The sequence below is a fragment of the Crocinitomicaceae bacterium genome (assembly GCA_016708105.1).
Lineage (GTDB): Bacteria > Bacteroidota > Bacteroidia > Flavobacteriales_D > Crocinitomicaceae > JADJGJ01.
Map to the genome: position 1 here is coordinate 1,049,317 of JADJGJ010000002.1, position 12,655 is coordinate 1,061,971.

Consider the following 12,655-nt stretch of genomic DNA (forward strand, 5'->3'; position numbering starts at 1 on the left):
GCAATGACGCAACCTGAAATAAAAGGGCTCACACAAAAAACTGCAGATGAATTACTGCTGAAGCATGGCTACAATGAATTGCCCGCACGAGGCGGTTCAACTTTTTGGAAAATCATGCTGGATGTTGTGCGTGAACCCATGTTCATGCTCCTGATTGCTTGCGGACTACTATACATTTTACTAGGCGATCACAGCGAGGGCATTATTTTAATTTCCACGATTGTTATTTTAATTGGCATTACATTTTTTCAAAATCAAAAAAGTGAAAAAGCCTTGTTGGCGCTGAAACAATTGGCTACACCGCGCGTGTTAGTTATCCGTGACGGTGAGAAAAAAAACATTCCCGGACGCGACCTTGTTCCCGGTGATATCATTCTTTTGCATGAAGGAGACCGGGTTGCTGCAGATTGTCAATTGATAGAATCAGTGAATCTTACTATGGATGAATCCATGCTCACCGGTGAAAGTATTGCCGTTGAAAAAAATATTCCTGAAACAGATTTACTTTATAGCGGAACCATGGTTGTTAAGGGTTCCGGAATTGCAGCCGTGCTTGCTACCGGATTACACTCACACTTAGGAAAAATTGCAGGTTCGCTGGCATCAGTGCAGAATGATCAAACTCGTTTGCAAGTTGAGATGAAAATATTTATTCGTCGACTTGCTTTGATTGGCGTTTTAATTTGTGTAGGAATTGTTCTTGCATTTTATTTTACGCGTGGAAATTTGCTTGAATCTATTTTGAGCGGATTATCTTCTGCCATGGCCATAATGCCCGAGGAATTTCCGGTTGTTCTTACGGTATTTTTATCACTGGGTGCGTGGAGATTGTCCAAGCAAAAAGTACTTACACGCAAACCTTCTGCCATTGAAACACTGGGATCAGCAACCGTATTATGCAGTGATAAAACAGGCACCATCACCGCAAATAAAATGAAGGTGGTTGCAATTGTGAGTAATGATACGCTTATTTCTTCAACTGATTTTGATGGTCAAAATGAAGGTAGTCAAGAAATTATTCGCATCGCAAAATATGCATCACAACCTACCGCTGTTGACCCAATGGATAAAGCTATTTTTGAATTGCCCGGTGAAATTTCAGATGCGCAAATACTTATTCGGGAGTACCCACTAAGCAAAGAATTGCTTGCTATAACACGTGTTCTTAAAACAGAAGATGATCAAACAATTGTTGCCTGCAAAGGATCACCGGAAGCCGTGATGAATTTGTGTAAAATTTCAGGAGAACAAGAAACAGAAATCAGAAATAAAATCAATGCACTAGCTGCAGACGGAAAAAGAATTCTTGGAGTAGCTCAGGGTGATTCAGTCAATGAAATTTTACCGGAAAACCAAGGTGACTTGGATTTTACCTGGCTGGGGTTACTGGCTTTTGAAGACCCGGTTCGTGCGGGTGTGAAAGAATCAGTGCATGATTGTTATACTGCGGGTATAAAAGTGGTGATGATAACAGGTGACTATCCGGTGACGGCAAAAAGTATTGCGTTGCAAGCGGGATTTAAAAGTCCGGTGAAGGTGGTTACCGGAGAAGAATTAAATGCCTGGAGTGATGAAGAATTGAAAAATAATATTAAAACTATTGATGTTTTTGCCCGAGTTGTGCCTGAGCAAAAACTAAGAATTGTTCGTGCATTTCAACAGGCTAATGAAGTGGTTGCCATGACAGGTGACGGCGTGAATGATGCACCGGCATTAAAGGCTGCGGATATTGGAATTGCCATGGGAAAAAAAGGAACTGATGTGGCGCGTGAAGCATCATCACTTGTATTATTGGATGATAATTTCAGTTCTATTGTTGCTGCTATTCGCGGTGGTAGAAGAATTTATGATAATCTGCAAAAAGCCATGTCGTACATATTGGCAATCCATATTCCAATTATAGGGCTCACGTTAATTCCTGCATTTTTTTCAGAACTTCCGTTGCTGCTTCTACCAATTCATATTGTTTTTCTTGAGCTGATTATTGATCCGGTTTGCTCACTTGCTTTTGAATCAGAGCAAGAAGAGAAAGAAATCATGAAGCGTCCTCCGAGAAATCCGTTGGCAAAATTTTTCAGCATGAAAAAAATTGTTTCCAGTTTGGCAGATGGATTATTGTTACTGGGTATAGTGGCAGGCGTTTATTTTCTGTCAATTGAAGAAGGGCACACAGACGGCGAAGTTCGGGCTATCGCTTTTTCAAGTTTGGTGTTAGGCAATATTTTTTTAATTCTGACTAAGTTGTCTAAATCACGTTCTGTTTTTTCTGTTTTAGCTGAAAGAAATAAATGGGTGATGATCATTTTGACCTTAGCACTTCTCTTCAATATTTTATCTATTTCTCTGCCTCCTTTACTAGCTGTTTTTAATTTTGAGTATCCCGGATTGTTTCACTTTATTCCTGCCATTGGAGGTGCTGTATTGCTGCTCTCAATTCTTGAATTTATCAAGCTGATGCGCTGGAGAAAAGTGAAGGAAAAAATGATGAATGGGTAGAAGGTGATTTATTGTGTGGAGCTAAGTAATTTTAAATTTTACGTTGTGGTAGGGCACGAGCAAGATGCTCGCGCCAGCGGATGAAGGAAAAAATGATGAATGGGTAGAAGGTGATTTATTGTGTGGAGCTAAGTAATTTTAAATTTTACGTTTGTGGTAGGGCACGAGCAAGATGCTCGCGCCAGCGGGTAAGAGGAGTGATGTATTGTAAAGTTATTAGCGCAAAAATTTTCTTGCTATTCAGCCATTACATTTTCCCAGTATCGTTTTGCAGATTCAAAATATTCTGTAGATGGTGCATTCAACATTTCACTGCTATCTGTAATTTTGCCTCCAATATCATCCATAAATAAATAGGAGTATCCTTCCATTTTGTATGAATTGCCATTTTCAAATAAATAAAGTTTTTGATTTCTTGGGCTCACGTCGCTGAAGCAATCTAGTCGGTAAGCCACTGTTATTTCTGCTATTCCATCTTCACTCACATCTATACAGTTTATGTTTAGTCCAATATGTTGAGCAAGTATATCAAATTCACATTCAACAATAGAATCTCTAACTTCGTTAAGTTTTTTAAATGAGCCATCACTTAGCTCATTATAGACATATAAATAAATCCACGCGTTAGAACTGAAATCAGAAACTGATTCAGTTTTTGACGAACGAATGAGATAATTTTTATTGTTTTTATCGTACCATGAATAGGCATCAAACAATTCACCTTCAAATGCACATTCTATAGGTATAGAGTCTTGCATGATACTCACCAGTCTCATTTGTTCAACAGTGACAGAATCTTTTTTAGGCGTAGTATCTGTTGTTTGATTTGTTGAAGGTGCATCACTACCGCATGCAAGCGCAATAAACGGAATGGCAATGGATGTAAGAAATTGTTTTTTCATAAGTATAACTATAAATTGGTTAAATAATTCAAGGTAATTTCAGCAAGAGACTTCATATTCTGAGCTGAGAAATCAAACGAAACTCCGGCGGCTTGATAAATTTCTTTGATGCCTTTGGTGTATCCTAAAGAAAGCCCGTCTTTATATTGCTGAATTGCTTTTTGTTCATCGCTGAGTGAATTTTTCCATACGCTCAATGCGCCCAATTGTGCAAAGCCATATTCAATATAATAAAATGGCACTTCAAATAAATGCAATTGTTTGTGCCAGCTATAATCTCTGCCTGATTCATAACCACTCCAATCAGTTAATCCGGTACCAAAGCGCTTGCTTGTTTCTAGCCATTTTTCCTTGCGCTGTTCACGGGTATGATTCGGGTTTTCATATATCCAGTGCTGAAACGCATCAATGGTTGCAATCCACGGCAAAACGCTCAGTATTGATTCAAGATGTTCTTTGCGTGCGCGTTTTAAATCATCATGCTGCGGATAAAATATTTCCCAATATTTCATACTCAATAATTCCATTGACATAGATGCAAGTTCTGCAACTTCACTTGGAAAACTTTTATACGCGGTTAGTTCAAGATCTTTGGTGAGGAATGAATGAATAGCATGACCTCCCTCGTGAACCATGGTTATTACATCACGATCAGTACCGGCGGCATTCATAAAAATAAACGGAATTCCAATTTCATACAGGGGATAATTATACCCTCCGGGTGCTTTTCCTTTTTTTGATTCCAGATCAAGATGCCCCATTTCTTTCATGGTAGCAATACAATCAGAAAAATAGGTGTCCATCTTTGAAAATGCCTGAATGGTTTTTGTTGTCAGATCATCACCGGTTGTAAAAGGTTTCAACGGGGCTTTTCCATCAGGGTCAGCGCTGAGGTCCCAGGGTTTAAATTTTTCAAATCCAAATTTTTTCAGTTTCTCTTCCTGAATATTTTTGTAAACAGGCACAATAAATTTTTCTACTGATTGATGAAAATCTAAACAATCCTGCACTGAATAGTCAAAGCGATTCATCTCTTCAAATTTATAATCTCTGAAATTTTTAAATCCGGCATTCAAGGCTATTTCATGTCTGATTTTGACTAACTGATCAAAAATGTCTTCTAATATTTCATTGTCTTGATTTTTGCGTTCAAACAATAAGTCAAAAACTTCTTTACGCACGGTGCGGTCAGGGTCTTTCAAAAATCGTGCAGCTTGAGGTGATGTAAGTTCTTGCCCATTGTAGGTGATGGTTTGTTTACCAATGGTTGTGCTATAATCTTGCGCCAGATTTTGTGTTTTTGAAAACAATTCAATATTTTCTTCTCTGAAAATTTTAATTGCACTTTCAACTTTTTTGAGAAGAATGATATCGGCCTGATCTTTCAATTCATTTTTATACGGGCAGTCAAAGAGTTTTTTATTGAGCAGATTTGATGCGGCAGAAACCGGTGGATTAATTTCATTTACAAAAGTTTCATAGGCCTTTGCTGCATCCTGGTTTGTTGTATCAATGGTCATGCGAATGTAGCGCCATGCCATGTCTTCTTCCAATACGGCTTCCAGTTCGCTTGATTTGTGAAGCCAGTTTCTGAATGCGACGGCGTTTTCTATTTTCTCGTCTAGCAAGGCGTCAAAATAGGGTTTGACATCATTATATGAATTGATCACTAGATCATCTTTTAGAAAAATTCTTTTTTTGCGTTCTACTTTCATAGGTTGAAATTCCACTTCGTTTTAAAATAAGTCAGAAAAAAAATGCTGCCTCCAACAGACAGCATTTTCAAATTTTATTTATCTCAGATTTCTTTTTTAGCCGATTTCTTTTTTGGTTTTTTTTCAGGTTCTGTTTCGGCAGTTACAACTTCACTTTTCTCTTCTTTCTCTTCTGATTCAGATTGAAGTTTTTTCCAATTGTTTACTTTTTCTTCCGTAATAAATCCTTTATCAACCAAGATGTTATACCATTGAAATAGTTTTTTTACATCCGTGTCATATACACGCTCTGCATCATAGTTTGGCAAGAACGTGATCAAATATTCACGAAGTTTTTTAGCTTCTTCCTTATGGTTAATTGATTTCTTGTACTCTTCTTTTTCTGCAAGCGAAACGTAAACTTGTATCAGTGGAACATCTTCATCATACGTGTAGATGCTGATATCATCTAATGCTGAAATTTTATCACTTGCAAAAGCCGGAAATTTTTTTCCGTTATCCAATGATTCAACAATAATGTTGTTTTTCCCTTGTGCAACTACCTTGTATAAGCCGGGTTTTCCGCTAATGGCAATAACTCCTTGTAAATCCATGTAAAAAAATTTGGGCTAAAGTAGCTATTTTTTAATGATCAGTTCCGATGTGACAACAGTATTAAAACACAAATTATTCACACAGCATTCAGGTTGTGAATAAATTATTGCTTCACTAGTTTAAAAGTGCGATAACTCTGCTGATAATAGAGCGTTACAATGTAAGTGCCACCGCTAAGTTCACTTGTATTTATAGGTACAAACAAATTATCTGAAAGAGGAGAAAAACCTGTGAGTACAACTTTACCACTGATATCTGCAATTACAATTTCCAAATCATAATATTCATTTTTGATCAGATAAATCCATTCTGTAAAGGGATTAGGAAAAATCACAAACTCATTTTCAGTTAATTCATGTATTTGCGAAAGATCAATAAAAGTGTCTGCTGATGTAAAACTGCAACCATCATCACTGAATACCTGAACACTGTAATAACCTGTAGTATCAGGATTATAATATTGAGAATTAGAATTTGAAATGGCTGAGCCGTTCAGAAACCAAATTAGTGAGTCAGCCGTGGTTGTAATCAAACCTCCGCCCAAAATATTGATGATGGGAAAAGTTGGAATCTCTCCCTGAATCACGATTACCGTATCAGTGAATGCTCTACATCCTTCATTGTTTATCACGGACAAGGATACCGTATCAGGTGAATCAACACTGATGAAAGGATTTTGATCTCCGTTATACCAGAGATATGAATCAAAATTATTTTCAGCTGTAATAAATAATTCGGGGTCAATGCAAAGTACAGAATCACCAAGAAGTGTAACCGTAAAATTTGTTTGGTTTAATAAAGCAAATGCGTCTACTTTTCCATAACCATAGGCATTGTTTGGTGTTGATCCGGTGTATCCATCTTCATAGGCGTAAGTGTGTAAATCATCTATGAATTGCTGATGTGTTGCTTCAGGACATTTTTCAAGATACAGTGCTGCAATGCCTGCAATGACCGGCGATGCCATGGATGTGCCTCCGTTTCTCACGTGCTGCCCTCCCTGCCCAAGCATAGAGGGATTAGAAACAATTAAACTACTCTGTAACCAAAGCGGACATGAACTTAAAATTCCGTCTCCGGTTGCAGCTACGTCCGGTTTTGTATAGCCAAGCCGATTAGGCCCTTTACTTGAATTAACCGTTAATTGTCCGGCCGGACCACCGCTCAAAACATATAAATTATTGTTCACATCTAAATAATCTACCTGATTTTTAAAATTCCCAACAGTCACAACGTGCTCTGAGCATGTCCATGAACTTACGGTTGTTGTCAATGAATCAGGATAATGATAGTGAGCCACCGGAGGAAAATCACCAACCAGCGGCATGCCGGTATTTTTAATATCTGACAATCCCATCCATGCGCCTGACCACAAATCATATTCACCCGCACCATAGGTCTCAAATCGGAATAAATAATTTGATGAGTCAGGTGAATCAATGAGAAGTTCAATATGATATAAGCCGTTAATTAATTGGGTTGTAAATTCTACGGGCGCCAGTTTGTTGGTTCCGTTCATGATGGAATCAGTGACAGTTGAATCAATGATGTCTAAGATATTATAAAATTGTGTGCGTCCTCTGAAATCAAAGGCCGGTGAAGTATTGTCAGCAGCAAAAGCAAAATGCACCTGATTAAAATTTGCGGTATCTGCCCACAAATCAAAATATACGGCAGGCGTTCCAAAATAAGAAGATGGATTGACGATAAACCAACAGAATGAAGTGTCTGTATCAACCAATGCATTCACGTGATATTTACCTTGCGCACCAGAATTACCGGCAGCGGCAACAACAATGCGACCTGATTTTGCATTGAGTAAACTATCAATCACCAGGGATGCAGGATCTAATCCATCATGTGAACCTAGGTAATCGCCAACACTGGTATTTACAACAGCCGGTTTACCCAATGTATCAGCCATTGAAAATACAAAATCAATAGCGTCTGCAACTGTCATAGTCCAATTAGCTGCGTTAAAATCAGTTTCAATAATAATGATATCTGATTCCGGCGCTGCCCCTTTGAATGCTCCTGTTGCCATGCCATTGCCTGAACCTGCACCGGTCACGGTAGTACCATGTGCATTATTATCCATGGAGGTACAAGTACCGTTATTGATTGAAGCACTATCCCATACTTGTCCGTAACCGTATTTTCCGGGGGTTAACAAAGCATCGTAGGGTAATGATTGATCCCAATAATAAAGTACGCGCGTTGAGCCATCAGCATTTTTAAAGTCATCATGTGTATAGTCTAGCCCTGAATCTACATAACCTACAATAACCCCTTTACCGGTATAGCCTTTTTGCAGCGGACTATATCCCTGTTGAACTGAGTCAATATTCTGTGTCAACCGCATGGTATCATTGAGATGTGCAGGATAAGAAGGTTGAAAATAAATTTTCTCAACTGCCCCGCTGAACGTCAATCTATGCAAGGTTTGTGGCGTACAACGAATAAAGTGCCAGCCTGATACAGAGTATTTATAATGTACATCATCTGATTTTAATATAGCTGTTAAATCTCCCTGCAGGGCAAAATCAGTTTCTTTTTCAGGATTTTTGGTGCTGTAATGATTGTACCAAATACCTCCTGAAACGCCATCTTGTTGGGCATTTGTGAAAAAATTGACCAGCAAGGTTAAACTCAATATGAAAAAGATTTTCTTGTTCATTCTCACTCAATAACGTATTCAAACGCAGATTGGTTTATACAAATTTACATCAATTTTTGCTCCTTCATACCGTGTAGCTACCTTTTACAGGAATTGGATATCTTCAATTAAAAAGAATTTATACTTTTACATTTATAAAAAAATGAACGACGATGAATATTGAGATGAAACGAATTTGTACACTACTACTTGCGGGTTTTTTCTTTTTTACAAATACCCTTCTTGGACAGGATGTCAATCCTAAAATTGTCAATTGGTATAACGGTGCCAAATTTGGCATGAACACTGATTTGGCTTATAAAAAATTGCTGGTTGGCAAAACATCTACTACCGTGATTGTTGCTGTAATTGACTCAGGTGTTGATATTGAGCATGAAGATTTACAAGGCAAAATCTGGACTAATACAGATGAAATTGCAGGTAATAAAATTGATGATGATAATAACGGATACATTGATGATGTGCATGGATGGAACTTCCTTGGAAATCCGGATGGAGAGAACTTGGCGCATGAGCAATTAGAGATGACTCGTTTGTATTCAGAATATGAAAAAAGATTTGCAAACAAAAGTTATCCTGATCTTTCAGAAGATGAAAAGAAAGATTACGAAGAATACAAAACGGTGCGTGAAAAAGTAGAAACAGAAAGAAAAGATGCAACTGAGCAAGTTGAATTTCTGCAAGATTTATATGACAGAGGAAGTGAAGCTGAAACAAAAATTAAAAAAGAATTGGGAGGATCTTACACCTCATCTGATCTTAAAAAATTGAAAAAAGATCCTGAGCTGGGGCAAGATGCAGAATTTCTTTTGATACTCGAGCAAAACCACATAACCGTTGAAGATCTGAAAGAATATGTAGATCATTATAATTCACAATTGGAATACCACTACAATATTGATTATGATGCGCGTAAAATTGTGGGTGATGATCCTAACAATTTTGAAGATAAATTTTATGGAAATGGTGATGTTGAAGGACCAGATGCAATGCATGGTACACATTGTTCAGGAATTATTTGTGCCAACCGTGGTAATGGAATTGGAAATGACGGTGTAGCAGACAATGTATTAATTATGTCAATTCGCGCCGTGCCTGATGGAGATGAGCGTGATAAAGACATTGCCTTGGCTATTCGTTATGCTGTTGATAACGGTGCTCAGGTTGTGAATATGAGTTTTGGTAAATCATTTTCACCACACCAAGAAGAAGTGATTTCTGCCATCAGATACGCTGAAGAAAAAGGAGTATTGCTTGTACATGCTGCAGGTAATGATGGTAAAGATATTGGAGAAGAAGATAATTATCCAACTCCTCAATATCCTTCAATGAGTGAGCGCTTTAGTAACTGGATTGAAGTAGGAGCATCTACTCGCTACAAAAAAGCGCTTGCTGCATCGTTCTCAAACTACAGTGACAAAATGGTTGATATTTACGCTCCTGGTCTTGAAATTTGGTCTACCGTGCCGCAAAGTGAGTATGAAGAATCACAAGGTACTTCAATGGCAGCGCCAATGGTCACAGGGCTTGCAGCTTTATTGAAATCGTATTTCCCAAAACTTACCATGTTTGAAATTAAAGATATCATATTACAATCAGGGCAAGATGTGAGCACAAAGATTACTCCTCTTCCCGGCGATACGCAAGAAATACCTTTTGGTGCGCTTTGCATAACCGGCAAAATTGCCAATACATACAATGCTGTTTTGATGGCCGAAGAATGGTCAGCAAAGAAATAAAATGAATTAACTTTCGTTCAGATGCCATTCAGCCTTCCTGTTGAATGGCATTTTTTTTGATTATCCTACTGAATAACCGCAACGCCCACGACAAATAAATTAAACAGATCATGCAAGTAAAGAATATAAAAATTTCTATTTTACTTATAAGTCTTTGTCTTAGTGTGACAGCGGTTTATAGTCAAAATATTACCACGTTTACCGATGTCAATTTCCGCACCTATCGATTTGATCGCGGAGCGTTTGAACAAATTTATTATCAGCGCACCAAAGATGTTATAGTCTCAAATAAACATGTCTGTATTGTAGACTCTAAAGGTGATGTTTATGCTTATGCCGGTGATGAAAAAATTCAGATTGCGCAAACACACAGTGAAATTAAAGTAACTGACCATATTACCCTGGTACGCACAGCTAATGTATTGCGCGTATTTGATACAGACATTGTTCATCTGCTTACATCAAATGCCATGGGCTGGGCTGTTGGTGATAGCATTGTCTTATATCAGGATTACATTGGCGGTTATCTGAATTATTATTACCAAAATCAAGTGCATCAAATTGGAATGGTAGTAGGTTCATACCCTTTGCTGCCGGGTGAAGTAGGGGCAAATACTTTCGTTTATAAAGACAATGCAGGTAATCATTCAGTTTTTTGGCACGGACAATTTTATAATTTGCTGAATACTAAATTACCTGTCACCTATTCTGCAGGGCAAGATGTTGTTGCATTCAATGACCCGCAGCACATGACATTTGCAGCGTTTGACAATGGATATATTCTTGATTTGGAACCACAACAGGCCAAACGATATACAGCGGGTGATAATTTTATATATTATCAAGATGCTGCTGACGTGCACAAAGTGGTGCGTGAAGAACGTGTTACTGAGTTGGGCATTGACATTACCGGGGTGAATGTTACAGATAGCCTCGTCATTTATCAAGATTTTGGTATAACTAAGGTTTGGTATAATGAAAAGATATATCAAATTTTCAACATGGTATTAACAGATTATCAAACAGATGGAGGAATTATAGCCTATATAAACAATGTAGGCGGAGTCAGCGCTTTCTACCGTGGTAATGAGGTAGACGTAACAAATTCAAGGGTTGAGAGCTTTAAATTGGCAGGCAGTACCATTTTATTAAAGTATGGGCCTTCTTCATACTCAGTCTGGTGGAACGGGGTAGTCTATGATTTTTGACGTATATTTGCGTTCAAAATTTTTAAGAGATGAGTACCTGGTATACAGTAAAAGTAAAGTTTACAAAAGAATTTCAGGACGGTACGCTCAAACGCGTTACTGAGCCTTATTTGGTGAATGCTGGTTCATTCACTGAAGCTGAAGCAAGAATTTATGAAGAGGTTGGAGAATTTATCCGCGGAGAATTTATTGTGACATCAATTGCACGCACTGATTATGCTGATATTTTCCATTATGAAGATTCAGACCGCTGGTATAAATGCAAAGTGTCATATACCACTGAAGATGACAATGGCAAAGAGAAAAAAGTGAATCATAATTTCATGTGCTCAGCACCCACTGCAAAAGATGCTTATGAGCGTATGGAAGATAGCTTGAAAGAATTGATGACTACGTTTGAAATTCCGTCTATCACCTTAACTACTATCGTTGAAATTCTTCCTGCAACCGGTGAAGAAGGCGAAGATGGTGAAGGAAAGAAAAAAGGAAAAGGTCGCGCTAAAGCAAAGAACTCAGCTAAAGTTCGCGTTGCATACAAATCAGAAGAAGAATAAAAAGTCCGCGCATTGCGGAATAATACGTTCAGGTCAAATTTGAAATAAAATGTCTGATCATTTAGATAAAACCCGCAATCAACGAACCGACTTTACAAAAGGAAGTATGGATCAGGTGAAACACCCTGATCCATTTCTTTTTTTTAGTGAATGGTATCGTGATGCTCATGAAAAAAATTGTGCTGACCCGCATGCCTTTGTTCTAGGGACAGTATCAAAAGACGGTCAACCTTCATCACGCATTGTGTATATGCGTGAATTGTTAGAAGAAGGTGTTGTGCTTTACACCAACTATCTCAGCAGAAAAGGACAAGAATCAGAAATGAATCATAAAGTTTCTGCACTCTTTTATTGGGATTGCCTTGAGCGACAAGTACGCATTGAGGGAACTATTGAAAAGGTTAGCCCTGAATTAAGTGATGATTATTTTGCATCGCGTCCTCGCATAAGTCAAATTGGTGCGTGGGCTTCAGAACAAAGCAAAGAAATTCCTGACCGACTTACTTTAGATGAACGCGTAAAATATTTTGAAGAAAAATTTCCTGAAGTAGTTCCTCGTCCACCGCACTGGGGTGGATATCTCATCAAACCTCATTATTTTGAATTCTGGCAAGGCCGCTTAGGTCGTTTGCATGATCGTTTTTGTTATGAAAAACAAGCTGAAGGCTGGAGAATTTATCGTGTCAGTCCCTGATCAATAATTCAATTACTGAAAATTGTGCTGTACAATAATTATGAATTTCATCTGAATTCAATCACGTAAAAAATCA

General features: G+C 38.0%; 9 protein-coding genes. 5 read left to right on the forward strand and 4 right to left on the reverse strand.

What is annotated here, in order from left to right:
• Positions 1-3 precede the first annotated feature (3 nt).
• Positions 4-2,496, forward strand: a complete 2,493-nt coding sequence (locus IPH66_15630; GenBank protein MBK7130772.1) for a cation-translocating P-type ATPase — start codon at positions 4-6, stop codon at positions 2,494-2,496.
• Positions 2,497-2,732: 236 nt separating this feature from the next.
• Here IPH66_15630 and IPH66_15635 read toward each other — a convergent pair whose 3' ends face one another.
• From IPH66_15635 to IPH66_15650, 4 genes are all read right to left on the reverse strand, one after another.
• Positions 2,733-3,398 carry a hypothetical protein gene (locus tag IPH66_15635; GenBank protein ID MBK7130773.1) on the reverse strand — a complete coding sequence of 222 codons (666 nt, stop codon included), beginning with the start codon at positions 3,396-3,398 and terminating at the stop codon, positions 2,733-2,735.
• An 8-nt stretch (positions 3,399-3,406) separates the two neighbouring features.
• Entirely contained in the window at positions 3,407-5,113 is a 1,707-nt protein-coding gene (locus IPH66_15640; GenBank protein ID MBK7130774.1) for a M3 family oligoendopeptidase, read from the reverse strand.
• 83 nt (positions 5,114-5,196) lie between these two features.
• Positions 5,197-5,706, reverse strand: coding sequence for a DUF5606 domain-containing protein (locus tag IPH66_15645; protein MBK7130775.1), 510 nt, complete (start codon positions 5,704-5,706; stop codon positions 5,197-5,199).
• Positions 5,707-5,810: 104 nt separating this feature from the next.
• The gene (locus IPH66_15650; protein MBK7130776.1) at positions 5,811-8,384 is read right to left on the reverse strand and encodes a S8 family peptidase; all 2,574 of its coding nucleotides are present in this window, start codon (positions 8,382-8,384) and stop codon (positions 5,811-5,813) included.
• 152 nt (positions 8,385-8,536) lie between these two features.
• Between IPH66_15650 and IPH66_15655 the strand changes: the two genes are divergently transcribed.
• From IPH66_15655 to pdxH, 4 genes are all read left to right on the forward strand, one after another.
• Positions 8,537-10,123, forward strand: coding sequence for a S8 family peptidase (locus IPH66_15655; protein ID MBK7130777.1), 1,587 nt, complete (start codon positions 8,537-8,539; stop codon positions 10,121-10,123).
• A 110-nt stretch (positions 10,124-10,233) separates the two neighbouring features.
• The gene (locus IPH66_15660; GenBank protein ID MBK7130778.1) at positions 10,234-11,331 is read left to right on the forward strand and encodes a hypothetical protein; all 1,098 of its coding nucleotides are present in this window, start codon (positions 10,234-10,236) and stop codon (positions 11,329-11,331) included.
• 29 nt (positions 11,332-11,360) lie between these two features.
• Positions 11,361-11,885 (forward strand): DUF4494 domain-containing protein, encoded by a 525-nt coding sequence (locus tag IPH66_15665; GenBank protein MBK7130779.1) that lies wholly within the window; start codon positions 11,361-11,363, stop codon positions 11,883-11,885.
• 49 nt (positions 11,886-11,934) lie between these two features.
• Complete coding sequence (gene pdxH, locus IPH66_15670; GenBank protein MBK7130780.1) at positions 11,935-12,579, forward strand: pyridoxamine 5'-phosphate oxidase; 645 nt, start codon at positions 11,935-11,937, stop codon at positions 12,577-12,579.
• Positions 12,580-12,655 lie beyond the last annotated feature (76 nt).

What these genes read in the sequence shown, in the direction of transcription:
- IPH66_15650 (MBK7130776.1), bottom strand. Translation starts at nt 8,384, where the DNA reads ATGAACAAGAAAATCTTTTTCATATTGAGTTTAACCTTGCTGGTCAAT.
- IPH66_15660 (MBK7130778.1), top strand. Translation starts at nt 10,234, where the DNA reads ATGCAAGTAAAGAATATAAAAATTTCTATTTTACTTATAAGTCTTTGT.
- IPH66_15645 (MBK7130775.1), bottom strand. Translation starts at nt 5,706, where the DNA reads ATGGATTTACAAGGAGTTATTGCCATTAGCGGAAAACCCGGCTTATAC.
- IPH66_15655 (MBK7130777.1), top strand. Translation starts at nt 8,537, where the DNA reads ATGAATATTGAGATGAAACGAATTTGTACACTACTACTTGCGGGTTTT.
- IPH66_15630 (MBK7130772.1), top strand. Translation starts at nt 4, where the DNA reads ATGACGCAACCTGAAATAAAAGGGCTCACACAAAAAACTGCAGATGAA.
- pdxH (MBK7130780.1), top strand. Translation starts at nt 11,935, where the DNA reads ATGTCTGATCATTTAGATAAAACCCGCAATCAACGAACCGACTTTACA.
- IPH66_15665 (MBK7130779.1), top strand. Translation starts at nt 11,361, where the DNA reads ATGAGTACCTGGTATACAGTAAAAGTAAAGTTTACAAAAGAATTTCAG.
- IPH66_15640 (MBK7130774.1), bottom strand. Translation starts at nt 5,113, where the DNA reads ATGAAAGTAGAACGCAAAAAAAGAATTTTTCTAAAAGATGATCTAGTG.
- IPH66_15635 (MBK7130773.1), bottom strand. Translation starts at nt 3,398, where the DNA reads ATGAAAAAACAATTTCTTACATCCATTGCCATTCCGTTTATTGCGCTT.